A 24139-nucleotide genomic window follows, 5' to 3' on the forward strand; every position below is an offset into this window, starting at 1 on the left:
TTTGTAGAGTCGAGCCATGCTCGACTGGCTCTTCAACAGCAGTCGAGCATGGCTCGACTCTACAGAATCGCGAATACACGAAGGACCTCCACCATGAAACGACTGATCCTGCTCACCGCCTGTACGTTGGCCCTGGCCGCCTGCAGCAACCCCGAGGAAGAGCGCAAGGCGCAGGAAGCCGCCGCGGCCGCCGTGCAGGCGCAGAAGGAGGCCAAGGCCGAAGACGTGGCCAAGCAGTACGACATGGCCGTGGCCGCGCAGGACTGGGAGCGTGCGCGCCTGCATGGCGCTTCGCTGCTGGACCAGTACAAGGACACCGCTGCCGCCGAGCGCATCGCCGCAGGCTTCGACGAGGTCAAAGCCAAGGGTGATGCCGCGCGCGACCTGCGCCGCATGCAGGCGCTATGGCAGTACAACCAGATTCCGGTGGGCAACAAGGGCAACCAGGTTTCGGCGCAGATCTACAGCAAGGAACGGGTGGACGTGGATGGCAGCGGCGCCAAGCCGGTGCAGCTGGTGTTCCGCGATCACCCGGAGTGGAAGCGGCATGCGTATCTGGTGCTGCAGGCCGGCGATTTCCGTTGCCCGCAGTGCACGGTGAAAGTGACCGTGGACGACGGCAAGCCGATTTCCATGGCGGCGTGGCGCCCGAAGACCGATGAAGCCATTGCCCTGTTCATCACCGACCAGAAGGCGCTGTGGAAGCTGGCGCGCAAGGGCAAGTCGATCAGCATCGAGTTCCCGGTCAAGGCCGGTGGTACCCGCACCGCTGTGTTCGAAACCGGTGGCGTCGACGCCAGCCGCATGCCGCAGTGGTGGCAGTGAAGGTTGCGGCGGGCATCGCAGTGCACGCCTTGTCCGCGATCCGGCACTGGGTGTTCGACATGGATGGCACGCTGACTGTGGCCGTGCATGATTTCGCCGCGATCCGCCGCGCGCTGGAGATCGCCGCGGAGGAAGACATCCTCGACCATATCGCAGCGCTGCCGGATGCGCCGGCGCAGGCCAAGCGCGAGTGGCTGTTGGATCACGAACGTGCGCTGGCCGAGGAGGCGCTGCCGGCGCCGGGTGCGGTGAAGCTGCTGCGCGCGCTGTCGGCGGCAGGCTGCCGGCTGGGCATCCTGACCCGCAACGATCATGCGCTGGCGAAGCTGACGCTGGAGGCGATCGGGGTCGGGGCGTTGTTCGACGACGCCGACATCATCGGCCGCGATGAAGCGGTGCCCAAGCCCTCGCCGGATGGCCTGCAGCAGCATCTTCGTCGCTGGGGCATCGGGGCTGCGCAGGCGGTGATGGTCGGTGACCACGCCTACGACCTGGAGTGCGGCCGTGCCGCGGGCGCCCATACCGTGCTGGTCAACCTGCCGGAGAACCCGTGGCCCGGCAGTGCCGACTGGCATTTCGCCGATTGCCGCGCCTTGCTGGCGGCCTGGCAGGGCGGCTGACGATGTAGAGCCGAGCCCACGCTCGGCTGCTCTCCGGTCAGATCGCGCTGGCGCGTGCAAGCCGAGCATGGGCTCGGCTCCACAGAGCGCAGGCAACGTGCCGGTCGGAGGTTCCGGCAGTGCCGGCCGCTGGCCGGCCGTGTCGACCAAGGTCGACACCTACCAACAGCATTCCCAGCAGCACATCGGGTGGAAAGCCCCCTTGTTGTTCAAGGGGGCGCGCCGAAGGCGCGGGGATAAGGTGGCATGCGCGGGCAGTTCGTTTACGCGTTCAACGCGTAACCGAACTGCTGCTTGAACTGCTCGTTGAACTCGTCGAAGGTGAAGCGCTGGTTCTGCGTGCCCGGGTGCTCGACCTTCAGTGCGCCCATCAGGTTGCCCATGCGGCCGATGGTCAGCCAGTCGTAGCCCTTCTGGATGCCGTAGATCAGGCCGGCGCGGAAGGCGTCGCCACAGCCGGTCGGGTCGACCACGCGGCGCTCGTGCGCCGGCGGGATGTCGTAGCTCTTTTCCGGGGTGTGGATGACCGCGCCCTTCGGGCCGCGGGTGGTGATGTAGGCCTTGACCCGGCTGACGATCTCCTTCTCGTCCCAGCCGGTGCGTTCCTGCAGCAGGTTCGACTCGTAGTCGTTCACCACCACGTAGTCGGCCTGCTCGATGAACTCGCGCAGTTCCGGGCCGTTGAACAGCGGCATGGCCTGGCCCGGGTCGAAGATGAACGGGATGCCGTCTTCGTGGAATTCCTGCGCGTTCTGGATCATGCCCTCGCGGCCGTCCGGGCCGACCAGACCCAGGGTCACGCCCGGCACGCCACGCACGTGGTTCTCGTAGGAACGCATCATCGCGCCCGGGTGGAAGGCGGTGATCTGGTTGTTGTCGTGGTCGGTGGTGATGAACGCCTGCGGGGTGAACAGCTCATCGATCACGCGCACGCGCGACAGGTCGATGCCCAAGCCTTCGAAGTACTCGCGGTACGGGCCGAAGTCCGAACCCACGGTGCCCATCGGGATCGGCTGGCCGCCCAGCAGGTGCAGGTTGTAAGCGATGTTGCCGGCGCAGCCGCCGAACTCGCGGCGCATGCGCGGCACCAGGAAGGACACGTTCAGGATGTGCACCTTGTCCGGCAGGATGTGATTCTTGAACTGGTCCGGGAACACCATGATGGTGTCGAAGGCAAGAGAACCACAGATCAGAGCGGACATCGATGTAAGCCTATGCGGTGAATTTTGGGGTGGGCCGGCCCGGTTCGGCGGGCAAGCAAACGGCGCCCTTGGGCGCCCGACGGCGCAAAGGTTACCCGCTGGTGCCGCTCAGGGCCAGAAGCGGGTGAGACCCGATCAGGCCGAAAGCCTGTGAAGACGCGGGTTCAGCTAGTTTTTTCCTTGCTCGGCGGCAGGCGGGTTGCTAGGCTTGTCGGCCTCGATTTCTGCCCATTTTTTCGCCATCCCGCGGCGGGCACGACACCCCTCAGGACTCCTTCCTCAGATGTTCAAGAAACTCCGTGGCATGTTCTCCAACGACCTGTCCATCGACCTGGGCACGGCCAACACCCTCATCTACGTGCGCGGGCAGGGGATCGTGCTGAACGAGCCATCGGTCGTGGCCGTGCGTCAGGACCGTGCCATCGGTGGCACCCGCTCGGTGGCAGCCGTAGGCGCCGAAGCCAAGCAGATGCTTGGCCGTACCCCGGGCCACATCACCACCATCCGCCCGATGAAGGACGGCGTCATCGCCGACTTCACCTATACCGAGGCGATGCTCAAGCACTTCATCAAGAAGGTGCACAAGTCGCGCGTGCTGCGCCCGAGCCCGCGCGTGCTGGTCTGCGTGCCGGCCGGTTCGACCCAGGTCGAGCGCCGCGCGATCAAGGAATCGGCCGAGGAAGCCGGTGCCCGTGATGTGTTCCTGATCGAAGAACCGATGGCCGCCGCGATCGGCGCCGGCATGCCGGTTACCGAAGCGCGTGGCTCGATGGTCATCGACATCGGCGGCGGTACCACCGAAGTGGCGGTGATCTCGCTCAACGGCATCGTCTACTCGGCGTCGGTCCGCATCGGTGGCGACCGCTTCGACGAGTCGATCACCAACTACGTGCGCCGCAACCACGGCATGCTGATCGGTGAAGCCACCGCCGAACGCATCAAGGTGGAGCTGGGCTGCGCCTACCCGCAGGCGGAAGTGATCGAGATGGAAATCTCCGGCCGCAACCTCGCCGAGGGCGTGCCGAAGATGATCAAGATCAGCTCCAACGAGGTGCTTGAAGCCCTGCACGAGCCGCTGTCGGGCATCGTCAGCGCGGTCAAGCTGGCGCTGGAGCAGACCCCGCCGGAACTGTGCGCCGACGTCGCCGAGCGCGGCATCGTGCTGACCGGTGGTGGCGCCCTGCTGCGTGACCTGGACCGCCTGATTTCCGAGGAAACCGGCCTGCACGTGCAGGTGGCGGACGATCCGCTGACCTGCGTGGCCCGCGGCGGTGGCCGTGCGCTGGAGCTGGTCGACATGCACGGCAACGAGTTCTTTGCGCCGGAATAAGCCGTCCCGGCTGCCTGCGCCCGCAGCGCCCCTCCGGGGTGCGGCCCACCACGAGGGTGGGCCGGCACCGGCGGGGCGCCCGCGTGTTTCCCTTCCGCCTTCTGCCAGTTGAATCGTTGCCGTGCCGCCCTACGCCGGACCTCCCGTTGCTTCCCGATCCGGTGATGCCGCCAGCCCGCTGCGTCTGCTGGCTTATCTCGCACTGGCCATCACCCTGATCGTGCTTGACGACCAGGCCGGCTGGCTCGCGCAGCTGCGCGGGCAGGCCAACAGCCTGGTGCAGCCGGTATGGGCACTGGCGGGCCTGCCGGGCAAGCTCGGCAACCAGGTCAAGGATTCGGCGGCCAGCCACGGCCAGCTGGTCAACGAGAACCGTGAACTGCGCAACCAGCTGCTGCTGGCCAACGCGCGCCTGACCCGCCTGCAGACCGCCGCGCTGGACAACGCCCAGCTGCGCGAACTGCTGAACGTGGCCGAGCGCAGTGGCCTGGACGTGCAGCTGGCGCCGATCCTGGACATCGACCTGGACCCGGTGAAGCAGCGCCTGGTACTCGACGCCGGCAGTCGCGAAGGCGTGCACGTCGGCCAGGCGGTGATCGATGCCGGCGGCCTGATGGGCCAGGTGATCAGCGTCACTGGCGGTACCTCCACCGTGCTGCTGCTGACCGACCCCGACCACGCGGTGCCGGTGACCGTGGCCCGCAACGGCGTGCGCCTGATCGTCTACGGCCGCGGCGACAAGCTGGAACTGCGCGACATCCCGCTCAGCGCCGGCGTTGAAGTGGGCGATGAGATCGTCACCTCCGGCCTCGGTGGCCGTTTCCCGGCTGGCTTCCCGGTCGGCACCATCACCGGCCTGCGCCCGGACGACACCCATGCCTTCCTGGTTGGCGAACTGAAGCCGGCCGCCCAGCTGGACCGCGGCCGCGATGTGCTGCTGCTGCGCCCCGGCGCTGCGATCCGTATTCCGCCGAACCTGCGCCTGCAGCTGGAAGAGACCGCCCCGGGTGGCCCGGCCACCGGTGCCGCTGTACCGGCCCCGACAGCGCCGCCTGCCACTTCGCCTGCCGCGGGCCCGGCTTCGGTGGCGGCAACGCCTGCGCCTGCGACGGCAACGCCGGCTGCCCCATCGCCAGCCGAAGCCGCGTCGACCGTGCCGCAAGCGACTGAACCGCCCCCGCCCGCTGCGGAGGCCCAGCGATGAGCCGCCTGCGCGACAACCCATGGGTGCTGCCGGCCAGCCTGGTGGTGGCGCTGCTGCTGGGTCTGCTGCCGTTGCCGGCGCTGCTGCAGCCGCTGCGCCCGTACTGGCTGGCGCTGGTGCTGGCCTATTGGGTGATCGAAGCGCCCGAGCGCGTCGGCCTGGGCGTCGCTTTCACCAGTGGCGTCATCGCCGACCTGCTGTACGGCGGCGTGCTTGGCGAACAGGCACTGCGGCTGGTGATGCTGGCCTTCATCCTGCAGCGCTTCCGCGCCCGCATCCGCTTCTTCCCGATGTCGCAGCAGATGCTGGCCATCGGCGGCCTGCTGTTCAACGACCGCATCGTCAGCGCGCTGGTGCACATCCTGGTGGGTGAACCCACCCTGCCGTGGTCGTACTGGTGGGCACCGCTGCTGGGCATGGGCCTGTGGCCGCTGGTGTTCGTGCTGCTGGATGCGGTGCGCTTCGGCAAGCGTGGGCGCTGAGCCATGATCCCGCGTCGCCAGGTCAAGAATCCGCACGCCGAAGCCGAACAGTTCCGCCGCCGCGCGGCGCTGGGCTTCCTGGGCGTGCTGGTCTGCCTGCTGGGCCTGGGCGGCTGGTACTTCAAGCTGCAGGTGCTGGACCACGACGTCTACGCCACGCGCTCGGAAGCCAACCGCATCAAACCACGCCCGGTGGTGCCCGGGCGCGGCATGATCTACGACCGCAACGGCCGCCTGCTGGCCGAGAACGTGCCGGCCTTCCGCCTGGACGTGACCCCGGACAAGGTCAAGGACATGGACGCCACCCTCGAAGGGCTGGCAAAGATCATCAGCATCAGCCCGGAAGAGCTGGAAGCGTTCAACAAGTCGCGCAAGGCGCGGCGCAAGTTCCTGCCGGTCACGCTGAAGCTGCGCATGAGCGACGAGGAAATGGCGCGCTTCGCCGTCGACCGCTGGCGGTTCCCCGGTGTCGAGCTGGAACCCTACCTGACCCGGCGCTACCCCTACGGTGACCTGTTCGCGCACATCATCGGCTACGTCGGCCGCGTCGATGACAAGGATCTGGAGATCCTCGGCGAGGGCAACGCAGCACTGACCCACATCGGCAAGTCGGGGTTGGAGCGCTATTACGAGCAGCAACTGCGCGGCAAGGTCGGTTACGAACAGGTAGAGACCAACGTGCAGGGCCGTGCGATCCGCACCATCGGCCGCGTCGCCGCGCAGTCCGGTGCCGACCTGCGGCTGTCGATCGACGCCGACCTGCAGCGCGCCATGGTGGCCGCCTTCGGTGACCAGGAAGGCTCGGCGGTGGCGATGGACCCGCGCACCGGCGAAGTGCTGGCGATGGTCAGCCTGCCGTCCTACGACCCCAACCTGTTCGTCAACGGCATTTCCCATGCCGACTTCAAGGCATTGAACGAAAACCCGTCGCGGCCGCAGTTCAACCGCCTGGTGCTTGGCGGTGTCGCCCCCGGTTCCACGCTCAAGCCGCTGATCGGCCTGGCCGGCCTGGACTCCGGCGTGCGTCGCCCGGAAGACAAGGTGCTGTCCACCGGCATGTTCTACCTGCCGGGCACCTCGCGCGGCTGGGGTGACGCCCACCGTGGCGGCCATGGTTGGACCGACCTGCGCAAGTCCATCGCCGAATCGGTCAACACCTACTATTACAAGCTGGCGCTGGACCTGGGCATCGAGCGCTTCGACCATTACATGGAGTACTACGGCTTCGGCCAGCCGACCGGCATCGATCTCACCGGCGAGATCGGCGGCATCCTGCCGTCGCCCGCCTACAAGCGGAAGAGCCGCAAGGAAGCCTGGTACCCCGGCGATACGGTCAACATCAGCATCGGCCAGGGCGACTGGAAGGTCACCCCGCTGCAGCTGGCGCGCGGCGTCAGCGCGCTGGCCGACGGCCAGCTGCGCACCCCGCACCTGGTGATCCAGCAGCGCGAAGGTTTCGACAGCGACTGGGCGGCGACGTCGCCTGGCGAGACCAAGCCGGTCAGCCCCAACCCCAACAACCTGCAGGCCGTGCGCGAAGGCATGATGGCCACCATGCGGCCCGGCGGCAGTGGCTGGCGCGTGGCGGTCGGTGCGCCGTACGTGATGGCCGGCAAGACCGGTACTGCACAGGTCATCAGCCGCAAGGGCACCGCCGCGGTGAATCCGAAGAGCCTGCCGATGCATCTGCGCCACCGCGCGCTGTTCGTCGGCTTCGCGCCGGCGGACAACCCGGTAATCGCGATTGCGGTGGCGGTGGAAGGCGGTGGCTATGGTGGCTCGGCCGCCGCGCCGATCGCCCGCAAGGTGTTCGATGCGTATCTGCTGGGCAAGATGCCGGAGGGCATGGAGCCGCTGGACAGTGAGCGCGGTACCACCGCCATCGGCGCCACCGCGTTCGACAACGAAGACGCGGGTGCGCGCCAGGCCGGCGACCTTGCCGCTGCACAGGTTGGAGAACATCCGGTGCTGATCGGTGTACCCGCACCGGAACCGGCGCCTGCGCCGCAGCCGGGTTCGCAGGCCGCCGCGCTGCCGGCCACGCCGCGCCCGACCACCGCGGAGCCCGCACGATGAGAGTGTTCCTGCGTTGGGCCGGCGACATGCTGCGCCGCTTCTTCAGCACGCTGGACTGGGTGCTGTGCCTGGCCCTGGGCGCGCTGATGGTGATCGGCCTGGCCACGCTGAAGAGTGCCGGTGGCGACGGCCTGGTAATGGCCCAGGGCGCGCGCTTCGCAGTGGGCATGGCCGCGCTGTGGGGCATCTCGCGGGTGCCGATCCTGCGCATCCGCTCGGCCACGCCGATGATCTATGCGATCTCGATGATCCCGTTGCTGGCGGTGTTCGTGCTGGGCACCGGCAAATATGGCCGGCAGTGGCTGGACCTGAAGTTCTTCTACCTGCAGCCGGCCGAGCTGCTGAAGGTCAGTCTGCCGATGATGGTGGCCTGGTACCTGCACAAGATGCCGCTGCCGCCGCGCTTCAACACCGTGCTCGTGGCCCTGGTCATCATCGGCGTGCCCACCGGCCTGGTGATGTTGCAGCCGGACTTCGGTACCGGTGTGCTGATCGCCGCCAGTGGCGTGTTCGTGCTGTTGTTGGCCGGCCTGCCGTGGTGGTGGGTCGGTCTGGGTGTGGGCGGCGTGGCCGCGGTCGCGCCGGTGGCCTGGTTCTGGCTGCTGCGGCCGTACCAGAAGGACCGCATCATGATGTTCCTCGACCCGGAGATGGATGCGCTGGGTGCTGGCTGGAACATCATCCAGTCGAAGATCGCGATCGGTTCCGGCGGCTTCGATGGCAAGGGGTGGGGCGAAGGCTCGCAGTCACACCTGAACTTCATTCCCGAACAGACCACCGACTTCGCGTTCTCGGTGCTGAGCGAGGAATTCGGCTGGATCGGCGTGGCTACCGTGCTGGCACTGTATCTGGTGGTGATCGGGCGCTGCCTGTGGATCGCCAGCCAGTCGCGGGATTCCTATTCGCGCCTGCTGGCCGGCGCTACCGGCCTGGCGTTCTTCGTCTATGTGCTGGTGAACGGCGGGATGATTTCCGGCTTGCTGCCGGTGGTGGGCGTGCCGATGCCGCTGATCAGCTACGGCGGTACCTCGGCGGTGTCACTGCTGGCCGGCTTCGGATTGGTGATGGCCGTGCGTAGCCACAACCCCGTACACGGCGGCTACGGCTGAGCCCGGCTCCGCAGCCTTTGTAGAGTCGAGCCATGCTCGACTGCCTTCCGTACAGCGCGTGCCGGCCCCAAGCCGAGCATGGCTCGACGGCACAAACGCAGAAGCACCATGACAGCTTCACGCAAGCGCCCGTTGCTACCGTGGCGCACGTGGAATGGAAACGAATGCTTGGCGGCGGCCGTGAGGCGGTGCGCACGATCGACCTGCCGTTGCTGGTCGCGTTGTTGATCCTGATGGCCGCGGGCCTGGCGGTGCTGCACAGCGTGTCCGGCCCGGTGGGCGGGCAGGCGGCGCGCTTTGCCGGTGGCCTGGTGGCGATGTGGCTGCTGTCGCGTGTTTCGTTGCTGCGCCTGCGCGCGTGGACTCCGGCGTTGTACACGCTGTCGATGCTGCCGCTGATGGCGGTGTACGTCATCGGCACCGGCAAATATGGGCAGCGCTGGCTCAACCTCGGCGTGTTCTACCTGCAACCGTCGGAGCTGCTCAAGCTCAGCCTGCCGTTGATGATGGCCCGGTACCTGCACCGGCAGCCGTTGCCGCCGTCGCCACGCACGGTACTGACGGCCGCAGTGCTGATCGGCGTGCCGGCGGTGCTGATCCTGATGCAGCCGAACCTCGGCACCGCCACCCTGGTCACTGCCAGTGGCGTATTCGCATTGTTGCTCGCGGGCCTGCACTGGGGCTGGGTGGCCATCGGCGCGGCGGGGCTGGCGGTGGCCGCACCACTGGCGTGGTTCGGTCTGTTGCGTCAGTACCAGAAAGATCGCGTGCTGACCTTCCTCGATCCGGCGGCAGATCCGCTCGGCACCGGCTGGAACATCCTGCAGTCACGCATCGCAATCGGTTCCGGTGGCTGGCAGGGGCGTGGCTGGGGGCAGGGCACCCAGGCCACGCTGGATTTCCTGCCCGAGTACACGACCGACTTCGCGTTTTCGGTGCTGGCCGAGGAATTCGGCTGGATCGGTGTGGCGACGCTGTTCGCGCTGTACCTGTTCGTGGTCGGACGCTGCCTGTGGATCGCAGTGCATGCGCGCGACACGCATGCACGGTTGCTGGCCGGCAGCCTGGGGCTGGCGTTCTTCGTTTACGTACTGGTGAACGGTGGCATGATTTCCGGCCTGCTGCCGGTGGTGGGCATTCCGATGCCGTTGATCAGCTATGGCGGGACATCGGCGGTCTCGCTGTTGGCCGGCATCGGACTGGTAATGGCGGTGCGTGGGCACCGGCCCGTGCACGGGGGATAGGGTTTCCAGCCAACGGCGCAGCCCCTCGTGGATGACCGCGCAAAGCAGTTCATGGGTGGGGCCGGGTAGATGGGCCGCGCAGGGGGCGCTGCAAGTACATCCATGTAAGCTCGGTCGCCGCATCCATGCGGCTCACGCCCCTGCGCAGCCCATCTACCCGGCCACGGACAGGTTCCGTGCGCGTCTACCCACGGAGAAGAAAGAGAAGATCAAAAGCAAAGGCGGCCTGGCGGGTCGCTTCATTGCCTTGTGTAGAGCCGAAGGCAGCGGCAGGAGCCGCTGCCAACGTCGCCCACGGCGACGGCCCGAAGGGTGCCGGTCAGGACGACCGGCATAGCCATGCTCGGCTCACGAGCAAGCGCAGCGTCGCGATCCGCTTTTGATCTTCTTTTTCTTCTCCGTCGGTGGCAGACCTCCGAAATCTGTCAGAGGCCGGTCGGGTTGGGTACGCGGGGGTGTCAGCCGCATGGATGCGGCTGACAAGCCTCCAGGGACGGATTCACGGCGTCCCCCGCGTACCCAACCCGACCGGCCCACCCACGGCTTCTGCTTTCAGCGACCAACTCCACCCACGAGGGGCTGCGCCGTTGGCTGGAAACTTCCTGACTCTGCGCAACGCCCGTTGTGGAAGCGTTCTCACAACGATGCACGGCAGCACACCCGCTGACCAAAGTCCGCAAAAAATGTTAGCTGGTTCACACTTTTACAGCGCGTTGATCTTGATCAATGGACTTGTCGTAATCGGCCTGCACAATGGCGGCCCGCTCGGCACAGGCGCCGTCAATCGATGCAGCGCAGGGGGCGCCGGGCGGGAAGCAGTACTGATCCAACGGGTACAGGGAGCGCGGGGTACTGCCACTGGGGAGCGGCAGCCGCGCAGGTACCGACCGGATCCGGTCGCCGGTTGCGTCTGCGGGGATGGGGACGCAACCGGCAGCCTCTATCTGAATGGGGAAGCCTGATCACGACGTCTTCACATTTCCCGCTGAACGCGGGCAAATCGTTGTGATTCATGGTGTTAGGGGTTTTAATTCATCCATGACCTGCTAACCTGCGACGATGATTCGACGCACTCTGGCCTGCATGCTTACCCTCGGCCTGGTCGCCTGCGCGACCCAGCCGAAGTCCCCACCGTCTTCGCCCCAGGCCAGCAGTACGCCGCGCCAACCCGCCGCCAAGGCCCATGGCCCGGCCGAGGCCGCGCCCGAAGCCGCCGCTGCCACCGCGCCGCCGGTCGATCTCACCCCGGTACCGTTTGAAGTCGCGCGGGCCCGCTTCATTGCCGATACCGCCAAGCGCTATGGCTTGAAGCCGGAGCAGATCAGCAGCGTGCTCGACCAGGCGCAGGTGCGCCAGCCGATCATCGCCGCGATGTCGCGCCCGGCCGAACGGGTCAAGCCGTGGAACGAATACCGGCCGATGTTCATCAGCAAGGCACGCATCGATGGCGGCCGTGCGTTCCTGGCCCAGCATCGCGCCGAACTGGATCGCGTGCAGCAGCGCACCGGCGTGCCGGCCGAAGTGATCGTGGCGATCATCGGCGTGGAAACCAGCTACGGCAAGAATGCCGGCAGCCACCGCGTGCTTGATGCGCTGTACACGTTGGCGTTCTATTACCCGCGCAGCGGCGACCCGGCCAAGCTGGAGCGCGAAGTACGCCGCGAGCTGTTCTTCCGCGATGAACTGGCCAAGCTGTTCGAGCTGGGCCGCGAAGAAAACCTGGACATCACCACGCTCAAGGGCAGCTATGCCGGTGCGATGGGCATGGGCCAGTTCATGCCGTCCAGCTATCTCGATTACGCCGTGGACGGAAACGGTGATGGCCGCCGCGACCTGTTCACCAGCTACGACGACGTGTTCTCGTCCATCGCCAACTACTTCGTGAAGAAGGGTGGTTGGGTGCGTGGCGGGCAGGTGGCCGTTCCGGCCACGCTGGCGCCGGGCCGCGAGGAGTTCAATCCGACCGAATGGATGCCGACTTGGTCTCTGGCCGACCTGGCCCAGCGCGGCTACCAGCCGAGCGCGCCGGTGCAGCCGGGCGCCACCGCCACCCCGATCACCCTGGAAGGCAGCACCGGCAAGCAGTACTGGCTGGGCTTCCAGAACTACTACGCGATCACCCGCTACAACCTCTCGAAGATGTACGCGATGGCCGTGTTCCAGTTGTCCCAGGCCATCGCCGGACAGGAGCTGCCCCCGGCATGAACACCAGATGGCTGGTCCCAGGCTTGATCGTCCTCGCGCTGGCTGCCTGCAGCAGCGCGCCGAAGAAGCCGGCCACGGCCGGCCATGGTGGCAAGTCCAGTGGCACGCTGGTGCAGGGCCGTGGTTCGCGCCCGGCGCACTGCCCGGAAGGTTCGCCGTATGCGGCGGCCAAGGAAGACCTGAGCACCCGCGGCAACTACACCGCCGGTGGCCTGTACAAGCCGGGCGTGCGTGACAGCACGCCGGACTACATTCCGAACGTGGCCTGCATCCCCGAACCGGAAGTGACCGCGGAAGAGCGCTCGGCGATCGGCAACAAGACCCCGTACGTGGTGCTGGGCAAGTCCTACAAGGTGCTCGACGACACCCGCAACTATGTCGAACGCGGCACCGCGTCGTACTACGGGGCCAAGTTCCACGGCCGCCTGACCTCCAACCGTGAGGTCTACGACATGTACCAGTTCACTGCCGCGCACAAGACGCTGCCGCTGCCCAGCTTTGCCCGCGTGACCAACCTGGACAACGGCGAATCGGTGATCGTGCGCGTCAACGACCGCGGCCCGTTCCACGATGGCCGCGTGGTTGATCTCAGCTATGCCGCCGCCGTGCGCCTGGGCATCACCCAGCGCGGCACCGGCAACGTCGAAGTGCGCGCGCTGCAGCCGGGCGAGAGCAACCTGATGGCGCAGAAGCCGTCGCGTCGCGAGCGTCGTGCTGCCGACGCGGCGGCAACTACCGCCGTGGCCAGCGCGCGGCCGGCTGCGGCCCCGCGTGCCGCCGCCGACAGCGATATCGATCGCCTGGTCAACCGCCTGCCCACCGATGGCGCCCCGGCGCGTGGCCAGCCGGCCACCACCCAGGGCGTGGCCAGCACCGTGCCGGATGTGGCGGTCAGCAGCCTGCCGCCGAGTGCACCGCCGGTGCGCAGCGCGCCGTACGCGCCGGCTCCGGCGGCTGTTGCCAGCACCACGCCTCGCGCCGTTGCGCCGGCGCCCGTCCGCACCGCACCGGCCACCCCCAGCCTGTCGCAGCAGGTGGTAGGCGCGGTGATGGTGCAGGTGGCCAGCTTCTCCAACCGCGACAACGCCAACCGTGCGATGGGGCAGCTCAATGCCGCCGGCATTGTCGGCGCGACCATCAGCGACATCGCCGCCGGTGGCCGTACCCTGTTCCGCCTGCGCGTTCCCGCCAGCGACCATGCCAGTGCCGCGGAACTTGCCGGCCGCATCGCCGGTCTGGGCCTGGGTTCGCCGCAGATCGTGAAGGATTGATCCGCCCGGGCCGGTGCTGCCGGCCCATGCTCCCCCGGCCTACAATGGCCGTTACGTTCCACCCTCCATTCCCGGCCGTCCCCTGGAGCCTGCTGTCCAATGAATTTCCGTTCCGCCGCCACCGCCCTGGCCGCCACCCTGGTGGTGGGCCTGGCTTCCGCCCAGACCCCGCTGCCGACCCCGGCCACGCCGGCGCCTGCCGCCGCCGCTGCCGCCCCGGCTACCGTCGCCACTCCGCCGGCCCCGGCGCCGAGCGTGTCCAAGGCCTGGGTCCTGATGGATTACGCCACCGGCCAGGTACTGGCTGGCGAGAACGTCCACGAACAGCTGGCTCCGGCCAGCATCACCAAGGTGATGACGTCCTACGTGATCGCCGCCGAGGTCAAGAACGGCAAGGTCCGTGCGGATGACCAGGTAATGATGAGCGAGCGCGCCTGGCGCGAAGGTGGCGCCGGCACCGACGGCAGCTACAGCGGATTCCCGGTCAACCAGACTGCACGCCTGGAAGACATGGAAAAGGGCATGGCGATCCAGTCCGGCAATGACGCCGCGATTGCCCTGGCCGAGCACGTGGCCGGCAGCGAAGAAGCCTTTGCGTCGCTGATGAACAGCTACGCCGCCAAGATCGGCATGAAGGACTCGCACTTCGTCAACGCCCACGGCCTGACCGCGCAGGGCCACCACAGCACCGCCTACGACCTGGCGCTGCTGGGCCGCGCGATGGTGCGTGATTACCCGGAAACCTACGCGTACAACAAGATCAAGGAATTCCAGGTCGGCAACATCAAGCAGCCGAACCGCAACCTGCTGCTGTGGCGCGATGGCAGCGTCGATGGCATCAAGACCGGCCACACCTCCGAAGCCGGCTACTGCCTGATGAGCTCGGCCCAGCGTGGCGACCAGCGCCTGATTGCCGTTGTGCTGGGCGGTGCGTCGGAGAAGCAGCGTGCCGATGACAGCCTTGCGCTGTTGAACTGGGGCTTCCGCTTCTTCGAGACCCACCGCCTGTACGAGCCGGGCAAGGCCGTGGCCGAGCACAAGGTCTGGAAGGGCACCACCGACAAGGTGCAGCTGGGCGTGGCCCAGCCGATGCTGGTGAGCGTGCCGCGCGGCCGCTACAACGACCTGAAGCCGAGCATCGACGTGCCCAAGACCCTGGAAGCACCGTTCACCGCCGGCCAGCAGATCGGCACCGTGAAAGTCACCCTGGATGGCAAGGTCATCGCTGAGGCACCGCTGGTGGCCGTGGCCGCCGTCGAACAGGCTGGCTTCTTCAAGCGCCTGTGGGACAGCTTCTGGATGTGGTGGGAATCGGAATGATCCACGCCCTGGCGTGGTGAACGGAAAAGGCCGGCGAATGCCGGCCTCTTCCGTTTTGCAGAGTCGCGCCATGCTCGACTGAGGTTGAATGCAGTCGAGCATGGCGCGACTCTACAAATGGCGCTTACAGCGAGCGGCTGATGGTGAAGCTGCCGAACACGGGGGCTTCGCGCTGGCCGTAGAACTCGCGGGTGCTGTGGTAGCGCGCTACCGCGAACTTCCAGCGGCCGTACATCAGCGCCATGCCGTAGCCGCCCTGGGCTACCACGTGGCGCTTGTCCACGCTGTGGCTGCTGCGGAACGTGTTGCCGTCCAGGGTGATGTCGCGGATCATCCACGCCGCGTCGGTGGTCACGAACATGTGCCATGACCAGCCATTGGGGCGACCGCCACGCGTCGGCGCCGTGTTCTCACCGGCCGGACGCAACGGCGTGCTGCCGAAATCATCGGGCAGCTTCCAGCCGAAACGCACTTCGCCACCGGCATTGGCCTTGGTTTCCAGGTTGCCGATCGCACCACCGTAGTGGCTGATCGCATCCCAACCCCAGCCGCCGGCATTGACGCTGGCATCGGCCGGCCAGCGGCGCATGCGCTCGTGGGTCAGCATGAACAGCGGCTCGTTGTGCAGCTGGTTGTCCCAGCCCTCGAACTTCTTGTCGCCCAGGATGTTGTGCACCGCGTCCTGCACCTGCTTGCCCTGGGCCCACGGGCCGACCATGCCCAGCGTCAGCTGGGTGGTCTGCAGGCGGTCGCCGCTGCGCGCGTTGAAGCCGAAGCTGGCGATCAGTACACCGGCATAGGGGCGGTCATCCTTGATCAGATCGCGGCGGGCCGGATCGGTCGGGGTGAAGATGCCCTGGCCGATGCTGAAGATCATGTTCTGCTGTTCGAACCTGCCGGGGTGCAGGCCTTCCAGATACTGGTTCACCCAGCGTGCCATGCGCGGCAGGCACGGGTCGTCGGTGTAGTCGACCAGGTTCGGCGAGACCAGGGTCAGCTGCGCGCCGTTGGTGTACCCCTGGTCCTGGTGGCGGCCACCGAACAGGTCGTTGTCGACGCGGAAGTTGATCTGCGGTGGGTGGTCGCGCATTGCGTCCGGACCGCATTGTTCGGCGGCCTGGGCGGCAAGCGGGAGGGCGGCAGCGAGCAGGCCGGACAGCCCGAGGGCCGTGAGGCGGCGTTGGGAAGGGGGGCTCATGGGTGGGGCGGATTCTTTTGTCGTTTTATGCCGCGACACGGTACCCCCAGGCGGCGGTTGAAACGACTACACGGCGGTCACTTGTCTGTTCCGAAAACAACATTGTCCACCTGACACAATGCGATACATGAGGTGGGGCGGGATCGCGCGGTGTTGAGTGGCGGGACCGGACCACGCGTGTCGGCATCAGCATCTCAGTCAGCTGCGGTTGTGGTTGGGGCCGTCCATGCCCTATTCTCTGCGCCGACGCCTGGGGGGCGTCACCAAAGGATTCAGGTCCCAGACCCTTTCTCAACCCATGGATTGTGCTTCGCCGTCGGCGAAGTGCTGGATGACTCATATGAACAAATCGAATTCGCTCGCCCATGTGCTGGCCTGCGCGCTGCTGGGTGCCGGTCTGGTGGCCGTCAGTGCCCCGGCGTCGGCGGGTCTGCGCGACAGCTTCGCCAACAGCCGCACCTCGGCCCAGGAACAGAGCAAGAAGGGTCAGGCCGAGATTCCGGTCTGCACCAAGCCGCTGGGTTCCATCTCGGTGATCGAGCCGGAAGACGTGGTGAACTGGTGGACCGGCCAGCAGTTGCCGGCGCCTTCGAAGCTCATCAAGGTCTTCGTCAACAAATCCAAGTGCTTCACGCTGGTGGACCGTGGCGTCGGCATGGCCGCAGCCCAGGCCGAGCGCGCGCTGGCCAGCGAAGGCCAGCTGCGTGGCCGTTCCAACATCGGCAAGGGCCAGATCCGCGCCGCCGACTATGTGCTGGTGCCGGACCTGATCTCGCAGAACAGCAATGCCAGCGGCAACGCCATTGGTGGCCTGCTGGGCGGCCTGATCGGCGGCAAGGCCGGCGCCGTGGTCGGCGGCCTGAACTTCCGCAGCAAGACCGCGGATGTGACCCTGACCCTGACCGACGTACGCTCTTCCGAGCAGGTGGCCATCGTCGAGGGCAACTCCAAGAAGACCGATCTGGGCTGGGGCGCCGGTGGCGGCCTGTTCGGCGGTGGCGGCATCGGCGCAATGGGCGTCGGTGGCTATGCCAATACCGAAATCGGCCAGGTGATCACCCTGGCTTACCTGCAGGCCTACACCAACATGGTGGCCGAGCTGGGTGGTCTGCCGGCCAATGCCTCGGCGGCCAACGCCGGCCAGGCCGTGACCATGCTCAAGGCCGGCCGCCTGCTGGCCAATGCCAAGGGCACCGGCGCTCCGGTGCGCTCGCTGGAGCCGGGCATGCTGCTGTACCCCACCGGCGTCAAGGAAGGCACCATGTGGGAAGTGGAAGACGAAATGGGCAACAAGGGCTGGGTCAATTCCACCCTGATGGAAACGGCCAAGTAAGCCGCCCGCGTGCCGGTTCCGTGCCGGCACGCGCGCCTGCCGGGCCGGCCTGCAAGGGCCGGCTCCGTCAAGTGCGGAGCCCGGCTGCAACGCAGCGGCTCACCGATGCCGCTTTTGACTTTGATGAATACTCTTGGGTTTGTTGCCCTGCGGCCCGATAATGGGTCCATGGAAATCAAGTCCGACAACCCCGACCACGGCTTCCAGTTCCCCGGCCAGTTCGAGCTCAGCGCCATGGGCCCGGCCAACCGCGGCCTGGAGCACGAGCTTCCCCGCCTGCTGCTGGCTGCCGGTATTGATGTCGTCAATGAGCGCATCAGCTGGAAGCATTCGTCCAACGGCAAGTACGTGTCCGTCCGCATCGTGTTCAAGGCCGAGAGCCGCGAACAGTACGACCTGGCGCACCAGGCACTGCGTGACCACCCGGAAGTGAAGTGGACGCTGTAGCCGACAACTGCCCGGCCCAAGCCGCCCCCGAGGACCGCGCGCCGCGTCCTGCCTTGGTCCGCGACCTCGGCCGTCAGGCTTACGAGCCGGTGTGGCGGGCCATGCAGCGCTTCACCGACCAGCGCAGCGATGCCGACGCCGACGAGCTGTGGGTGGTCGAGCACGACCCGGTGTTCACCCTTGGCCAGGCCGGCAAGGACGAGCACGTGCTGGCGCCGGGCGAGATCCCGGTGCTGCACGTGGACCGCGGCGGACAGGTGACCTATCACGGCCCCGGCCAGATCGTGGTCTATCCGTTGCTGCGTCTGCCGCGGCTGGGCATCGGTGTGCGCGATTACGTGTGCCGCATCGAGCAGGCCATCATCGACACCCTGGCCGAGTGGAACATCGGCGCCGAACGCCGCGAGGGCGCCCCGGGCGTCTACGTCGGGGGCGCCAAGATTGCCGCGCTTGGCATCCGCGTGCGCCGCGGCTGCACCTTCCATGGCCTGGCGTTCAACGTGTCCATGGACCTGGAACCTTTCCACCGTATCAACCCCTGTGGCTATCAGGGGTTGCAGGTGACCTCGGTGGTAGACTTGGGCGGCCCCTCCGGGATGAATGCCGTCAAGCCGGTGCTGCTGGACCACCTGGCCCGCCAGTTCGGCCTGCTGCTGCAGCACACGCCGGAACTGCCTGATCTTTCTGCGGCCGCCTGACCGCCCCCCGGAACTGCCATGACTGAAACCACCGCCCGTTCCATTCCCCTGCAGATCGTGCAGGGCGACTCTCCGTCCGCCGCGCCGTTGCAGGCCGGGGTCAAGCAGCTGGGCGGTGACAAGATCAACCGTTCGCCGGTGCAGTTCGCCGACGCGCCGGTGCTGCGCAAGCCGTCCTGGATCCGCGTGCGCATTCCCTCGGGCAATGCCGTGCAGAACCTGAAGGCCAAGCTGCGCGAGAACCGTCTGGTGACCGTGTGCGAGGAAGCCAGCTGCCCGAACATCCACGAGTGCTTCGGCCACGGCACCGCCACCTTCATGATCCTGGGCGAGGTCTGCACCCGCCGCTGCTCGTTCTGCGACGTGGCCCACGGCCGCCCGAAGCCGCCGGATGCCAACGAACCGGCCAGCCTCGGCCAGACCGTGGCCGACATGGGCCTGAAGTACGTGGTGGTGACCAGCGTCGACCGCGATGACCTGCGCGACGGCGGTGCCCAGCACTTCGTCGACTGCATCACCGCCATTCGCGAGAAGTCGCCGGGCACCCGCATCGAAGTGCTGACCCCGGACTTCCGTGGCAAGGGCCGCATGGAGCGCGCGCTGGAGATCCTGGCGCAGAACCCGCCGGATGTGTTCAACCACAACATCGAAACCGTGCCGGACCTGTACCGCAACGTGCGTCCGGGCGCGGACTACCAGTGGTCGCTGAACCTGCTGAAGAACTTCAAGGCGCAGCATCCGGAGGTGCCGACCAAGAGCGGCATCATGCTGGGCCTGGGCGAGGAGTTCGAACAGATCAAGGCCACCATGCGCGACCTGCGCGCGCATGACGTGGACATGATCACCATCGGCCAGTACCTGCAGCCGACCGCGCACCACCACCCGGTGCTGAAGTACTGGACCCCCGAGGACTACAAGGCGCTGGAAGACTACGGCTACGAGCTGGGCTTCAGCCACGTGGCCTCCGGCCCGATGGTGCGCTCGTCGTACCACGCCGACGTACAGGCCAAGGGCGCCGGCGTTACCTGACACCCTGCCGGTGGGTGGGAGCTACTTCTCCTGTGGGTGCGGACCGTTGGTCCGCACACCTCTGCCTGCCGTAGAGCCGAGCCCATGCTCGGCTGCTTGCTGCCGGCCAGCCGAGCATGGGCTCGGCTCTACATGCATTCACAATTTGCTACACCGGCCCGGCTAGGCTGGTTTTCCACCGAGCGCGGCCGGGTGACAAACCCGGCAACTTTCGGCACTGTCGTGGTGTCTTAACACCCCGCAGTCTCCCCCTTGGCAAGGCGCCTTCGAGCACGTCAATGAAATTCAAAGCCCCCGCATTCCTGATGGCCCTGGCGCTGGTCGCGCCGCTGGCGTTGGCGGCCAAGGCCGACTCGCCCGCATTGCCCGCGGCGGCCACCGCCGATCAGGTGACCACCTCCAAGCTGGTGTACGGCCTGCTGTCCGACAGCCGTTACGCCTACCGCCCGCGCGCGCTGGACGAGGCCACCTCCAAGGACGTGTTCAAGCGCTACCTGGAGACGCTGGACGGCGGCAAGCAATACTTCACCCAGGCCGACGTGGCGCGCTTCGCGCCGTTCGAAGCCAACATCTCCTCGGCCATCCGTGGCGGCGAGCTGGAGCCGGCGTTCCAGGTGTTCGCGGTCTACAAGCAGCGCGTCGGCGAGCGCGTGGCCTATGCGCGCAAGCTGCTCAAGCAGGAGCCGGATTTCACCACCGACGAGCGCTTCGAATACGACCGCAAGAAGGTGCCGTGGGCGGCCAGCAGCGCCGAACTGGATGAGCTGTGGCGCAAATCGGTCAAGAACGACTGGCTGCGCCTGAAGCTGGCCGGCAAGAAGCCGGACGACATCCGCAAGACGCTGGACAAGCGCTACGCGACGCTGGAGAAGTCGGTCAACGAGCTGAAGGGCGAAGACGTCTTCCAGTTCTTCATGAATTCGTACACCAGCGCGGTTGATCCGCATACCGATTACTTCACTCCGCGCACCGCCGAGAACTTCAACCAGGCGATGTCGCTGTCGCTGGAAGGCATCGGTGCGCAGCTGCAGCGCCAGGACGATGTGGTGGTGATCCGCGAGATCATTGCCGGTGGTCCGGCCGCAGTGGACGGCACGCTGAAGCCGGGTGACCGCATCGTTGGCGTTGGCCAGGGCAAGTCCGGTCTGGTCGAGGACGTGATCGGCTGGCGCATCGACGATGTCGTGGCCAAGATCCGTGGCGCCAAGGACACCCAGGTCAAGCTGGAATTCATTCCGGCTGCCGAAGGTGCCGACGGCAAGCACCACACCCTGGTGCTGACCCGCCAGAAGGTGCGCCTGGCCGAACAGGCTGCCAAGGGCGAGACCATGACCATCCCGGCCGCCAACGGTGAGCCGGCGCGCAGGATCGGCGTGATCAAGCTGCCGACCTTCTACCAGGACTTCGAAGGCCGTCGCCGCAATGCGGCCGACTACGCCTCGGCCACCCGCGACGTGGCCAAGCTGCTGGCCGGTTTCAAGAACGACAAGCTGGATGGCGTGGTGCTGGACCTGCGCAACAACGGCGGTGGTTCGCTGGATGAAGCCATCGAACTGACCGGCCTGTTCATCGAGCAGGGCCCGGTGGTGCAGGTGCGTGAGTCCGGTGGCCGCGTCACCGTCAACAGCGACCGCAACCAGGGCGTGGCGTGGGATGGCCCGCTGGCAGTGCTGATCAACCGCGGTTCGGCCTCGGCGTCGGAGATCTTCGCCGGCGCCATCCAGGACTACGGCCGTGGCCTGGTGATCGGTGAGACCAGCTTCGGCAAAGGGACCGTGCAGAACATCGTCGACCTCGACCGTTGGCCGAGCGGCGAGACCCAGCGCTTCGGCCAGGTCAAGCTGACCATTGCCCAGTTCTTCCGCATCAGCGGCAGCAGCACCCAGCACAAGGGTGTGGTGCCGGACCTGGCCTTCCCGGCCAGTGTCGATGCCACCGAATTCGGTGAGAGCACCTACGACAACGCGCTGCCGTGGACCCGCATCGCCGCCGTGCCTCACACCCAGTACGGCAACTTCGCGCCGCTGCTGCCGAAGCTGGAAACCCGCCACGACACCCGCATCGCCACTGACAAGGAGTTCCAGTGGTGGAACGAAGACGTGCAGCAGTTCCGCACCGAGGCCGCGAAGAAGTACATCTCGCTCAACGAGGCCACCCGCCGCGCCGAGCGTGAGCGCCAGGACACCCAGCGCAAGGAGCGCCAGGTGCAGCGCAAGGAACTGGGCCTGGCCCTGGACCCGCTGGCCGATGACAGCAGCGATGACGGCCTGACCGGCAACGAGCGTGACATCGTCAAGGATGCCGCGCGCGAGAAGGCTGCCGAGAAGCGTCCGGACCCGCTGCTGCGCGAGTCGGCCTCGATCCTGGCCGACGCCGTGAACCTGCTGGCCAATGACCGCCCGCTGTCGGCACAGGTGCTGCCGCAGTCCACCGGCGCCGGTCGCTGGGCCGACTGAGCCGGCAGGACGCTTGTGTATTCGGGGGGCCGGCATTGCCGGCCCCTTTTCGTTTGGGCGCCTCCGTCCCGGTAGCGCCGGGCCATGCACGGCGAGCCATGTGCCAGAAACGACTTAATCCCCTCCGTCCCCTTTACGTGCATGAACCGGCAGCAACGGCGTGACCCGGTCATGCTGGCTTCGACCTGCCGCACACGGCCGCGGGACTACCCTTGGCGGCAACGTCCTCGCAGGAGTACCCATGCGGGCCTCCCGTCTTTCCAGTGCTGTTGTGGCGCTTGGCAGCGCCCTGATCCTGTCGGCCTGTGGTGGCCGCGCCGCCGACAGCACGTTGCTGCGCGAATCCTTCGATTCCGGCGACACGTTCTCGCGTACGGTCGACGGTCGCCCGGGCGACGCCTGCGAAGCGGCGCGGCGCACCCTGCTCAGCCAGGGCTACGCCATCGCCCGTTCCGACGAAGCGCAGGTGGAGGGCAACAAGAACTTCCAGCCGCGCGAAGACGACCACGAGCAGCTGGTGCTGCGCATTTCCTGCGCGCCGCGTGGCAGCCAGACGCTGGTATTCGTCAGCGCGGTACAGGACCGCTATGCGCTGAAGAAGAGCCCAACGTCAGCCAGTGTCGGCGTCGGTGCGCTGGGCTCGGTGTCGCTGCCGTTCGGCAGCAATGACGACTCGCTGGTGAAAGTGGCCAGCAGCACGGTCACCGATGCCGGGTTCTATCAGCGCTTCTTCCAGCGCCTGCAGCAGTACCTGCCGGCGACTGCAGGCACACCCGCACCACCTCCGGCCGCACCACCGGAACCTGCACCGGCCCGCACGGACCAGGGTTGAGGGTGCGCGCCAGTTTGATCGGCGTGGCCCTGCTGCTGGCGCCTGCGCTGGGCAGTGCGTCCATGGTGCCGGACTGCAGGCAAGGCCTGCTGCAGCGGCTGGGATGGCGCTTCGACGAGGCCGTGGTCACTACACCCCAGGTGCATGGCGGTCCGGTATGCACGCGCGCGTCGCTGGCTGAAGCACAGGCGGCGGGCGATCTGCGCGTGCAGTGGCCGGCCGGAATGCCCGCTGCGGCCCGCCAGGCAGTGCTGCAGGAACTGCTGGATGACCCTGCGACGGTCTGTGCCTATGCCTTCCAGCTGGGCGCAGCCACGCACCGTGCAGCCTCGGCATTGCAGGCCAACCCCACCTTCCGCTTCTCCGGCCCGCAGCTGGGCTGGATCGGCTTCGGCCTGCAGGGGGCGCGCGCGCAAGGCTGGCAGCGCACGCGCAGTTTCGGCCGCGGCTTCGTGCCCAGTGCAGGCAACAGCCATGCGCTGCAGGCGTTCTACAGCGGTGCCGTGCGTGCCGAATGTGGTGTCGGTCGCCAGGTCGCGCAGCTGGCCACCCAGCGCGAGCTGTATGGCGATGCAGCATTCGATACGGAGTTCGCTGCGGATGAGCTGTCGATCGGCACCTTCCTCGCCCTGCATGGGACCGACAGCATCCTGCTTGGCGCGCATGCCGGCGATTTCTTCGCCGATGGCAAGGCAGTGCGTACCTCGGCGATGGGGCGCCAGGCGTTCGTCGGTGTGCCTGGTTTCATCGAGCATGTGTACGACAAGGGCATGCTGGACGACCTGAGCAACCAGGCCGAGAACTTCGTGGTGGTCGATGTGGGGGCAGACGCTGCGCAGGCACTGGCGATGCACGGTGGGCTGGCCTGGTACGACCAGCGCAATGCCGAACTCTGGAAACTCGCGCAGGACATCCCGCGCATCGGCCAGCGCTACTTCGAGCGCCTGCTGTTCGAGCGCGATGCGGACCTTCGCGCACGGCTGGAACCGCGCTACCACGCCACGCTGGCACGCATGGACCAGCTGCTGGACGATCCGTTCTACCAGCAGTTCGTGATCTATGTGCACCCACGCGGTATACGTCCCATCGGCTACCACGTCGCCCGCCTGCTTGATCGCAACCCACGAACGCCGTTTTCGATCGATCTGGCGGTGCACAATCTGCATACCACGCTCTACCGGCGTTGGCGCGAGGCGCAGCTGCGCCACTGCGCGGCTACCGGCAGGCCAGGCAGCCTGACCCTAGACCCCAAATGAAG

General features: G+C 67.0%; 20 protein-coding genes. 18 read left to right on the top strand and 2 right to left on the bottom strand.

Annotated features, from left to right (window positions below; all coding sequences use genetic code 11):
- Positions 1-93 precede the first annotated feature (93 nt).
- Together HLA98_RS11495 and HLA98_RS11500 are read left to right on the top strand one after the other, a co-directional pair.
- Positions 94-825: a hypothetical protein gene (locus HLA98_RS11495; RefSeq protein WP_019337678.1), complete on the top strand. Its 732-nt coding sequence runs from the start codon at positions 94-96 to the stop codon at positions 823-825.
- A complete protein-coding gene (locus HLA98_RS11500; protein WP_057499480.1) occupies positions 813-1445 on the top strand; it encodes an HAD family hydrolase in 633 nt (210 codons plus the stop codon). Before HLA98_RS11495 ends, HLA98_RS11500 begins: the two co-directional genes overlap by 13 nt.
- A gap of 263 nt (positions 1446-1708) precedes the next feature.
- Here the strand turns inward: HLA98_RS11500 and HLA98_RS11505 are convergent, their stop codons facing one another.
- Positions 1709-2647, bottom strand: coding sequence for a carbohydrate kinase family protein (locus HLA98_RS11505; protein WP_049443985.1), 939 nt, complete (start codon positions 2645-2647; stop codon positions 1709-1711).
- Between the two features lie 283 nt (positions 2648-2930).
- Between HLA98_RS11505 and HLA98_RS11510 the strand changes: the two genes are divergently transcribed.
- From HLA98_RS11510 to HLA98_RS11550, 9 genes are all read left to right on the top strand, one after another.
- Complete coding sequence (locus HLA98_RS11510; protein ID WP_005419402.1) at positions 2931-3977, top strand: rod shape-determining protein; 1047 nt, start codon at positions 2931-2933, stop codon at positions 3975-3977.
- Positions 3978-4098: 121 nt separating this feature from the next.
- On the top strand, positions 4099-5181 hold the full coding sequence (gene mreC / locus HLA98_RS11515) for a rod shape-determining protein MreC (RefSeq protein WP_057499479.1): 1083 nt from the start codon (positions 4099-4101) through the stop codon (positions 5179-5181).
- Positions 5178-5663, top strand: coding sequence for a rod shape-determining protein MreD (gene mreD / locus HLA98_RS11520; RefSeq protein ID WP_049443989.1), 486 nt, complete (start codon positions 5178-5180; stop codon positions 5661-5663). The genes mreC and mreD overlap by 4 nt, the downstream gene beginning before the upstream one ends.
- Positions 5664-5666: 3 nt before the next feature.
- A complete protein-coding gene (gene mrdA, locus HLA98_RS11525) occupies positions 5667-7739 on the top strand; it encodes a penicillin-binding protein 2 (protein WP_057499478.1) in 2073 nt (690 codons plus the stop codon).
- A complete protein-coding gene (gene rodA, locus HLA98_RS11530; protein ID WP_010481418.1) occupies positions 7736-8848 on the top strand; it encodes a rod shape-determining protein RodA in 1113 nt (370 codons plus the stop codon). Before mrdA ends, rodA (HLA98_RS11530) begins: the two co-directional genes overlap by 4 nt.
- A gap of 164 nt (positions 8849-9012) precedes the next feature.
- Positions 9013-10092 carry a rod shape-determining protein RodA gene (rodA, locus tag HLA98_RS11535; protein ID WP_057499477.1) on the top strand — a complete coding sequence of 360 codons (1080 nt, stop codon included), beginning with the start codon at positions 9013-9015 and terminating at the stop codon, positions 10090-10092.
- A gap of 1059 nt (positions 10093-11151) precedes the next feature.
- Complete coding sequence (gene mltB / locus HLA98_RS11540; RefSeq protein WP_057499476.1) at positions 11152-12297, top strand: lytic murein transglycosylase B; 1146 nt, start codon at positions 11152-11154, stop codon at positions 12295-12297.
- Complete coding sequence (locus HLA98_RS11545; protein WP_057499475.1) at positions 12294-13568, top strand: septal ring lytic transglycosylase RlpA family protein; 1275 nt, start codon at positions 12294-12296, stop codon at positions 13566-13568. The genes mltB and HLA98_RS11545 overlap by 4 nt, the downstream gene beginning before the upstream one ends.
- A gap of 99 nt (positions 13569-13667) precedes the next feature.
- Positions 13668-14888 (top strand): D-alanyl-D-alanine carboxypeptidase family protein, encoded by a 1221-nt coding sequence (locus tag HLA98_RS11550; protein WP_049447834.1) that lies wholly within the window; start codon positions 13668-13670, stop codon positions 14886-14888.
- Between the two features lie 124 nt (positions 14889-15012).
- Here HLA98_RS11550 and HLA98_RS11555 read toward each other — a convergent pair whose 3' ends face one another.
- Positions 15013-16086: a lipid A deacylase LpxR family protein gene (locus HLA98_RS11555; protein ID WP_057499324.1), complete on the bottom strand. Its 1074-nt coding sequence runs from the start codon at positions 16084-16086 to the stop codon at positions 15013-15015.
- 340 nt (positions 16087-16426) lie between these two features.
- On the opposite strand from HLA98_RS11555, the gene HLA98_RS11560 reads away from it, so the two are divergent.
- The 7 genes from HLA98_RS11560 to HLA98_RS11590 all read left to right on the top strand — a co-directional run bounded on the left by HLA98_RS11560 (position 16427) and on the right by HLA98_RS11590 (position 24137).
- Entirely contained in the window at positions 16427-17419 is a 993-nt protein-coding gene (locus HLA98_RS11560) for a CsgG/HfaB family protein (protein ID WP_049447832.1), read from the top strand.
- 168 nt (positions 17420-17587) lie between these two features.
- Positions 17588-17866 (top strand): YbeD family protein, encoded by a 279-nt coding sequence (locus HLA98_RS11565; protein ID WP_005411067.1) that lies wholly within the window; start codon positions 17588-17590, stop codon positions 17864-17866.
- Entirely contained in the window at positions 17854-18564 is a 711-nt protein-coding gene (gene lipB / locus HLA98_RS11570) for a lipoyl(octanoyl) transferase LipB (RefSeq protein ID WP_049447831.1), read from the top strand. The genes HLA98_RS11565 and lipB overlap by 13 nt, the downstream gene beginning before the upstream one ends.
- An 18-nt stretch (positions 18565-18582) precedes the next feature.
- Positions 18583-19593, top strand: a complete 1011-nt coding sequence (lipA, locus tag HLA98_RS11575) for a lipoyl synthase (RefSeq protein WP_057499323.1) — start codon at positions 18583-18585, stop codon at positions 19591-19593.
- Between the two features lie 278 nt (positions 19594-19871).
- Positions 19872-22049 (top strand): carboxy terminal-processing peptidase, encoded by a 2178-nt coding sequence (locus tag HLA98_RS11580; protein WP_057499322.1) that lies wholly within the window; start codon positions 19872-19874, stop codon positions 22047-22049.
- A gap of 241 nt (positions 22050-22290) precedes the next feature.
- Complete coding sequence (locus HLA98_RS11585) at positions 22291-22881, top strand: DUF2242 domain-containing protein (protein WP_057499321.1); 591 nt, start codon at positions 22291-22293, stop codon at positions 22879-22881.
- Between the two features lie 17 nt (positions 22882-22898).
- On the top strand, positions 22899-24137 hold the full coding sequence (locus tag HLA98_RS11590; protein ID WP_057499326.1) for a hypothetical protein: 1239 nt from the start codon (positions 22899-22901) through the stop codon (positions 24135-24137).
- Positions 24138-24139: the final 2 nt, after the last annotated feature.

Origin of the sequence: Stenotrophomonas africana (assembly GCF_013004645.1) — a bacterium.
GTDB classification, from domain to species: Bacteria; Pseudomonadota; Gammaproteobacteria; order Xanthomonadales; family Xanthomonadaceae; genus Stenotrophomonas; species Stenotrophomonas africana.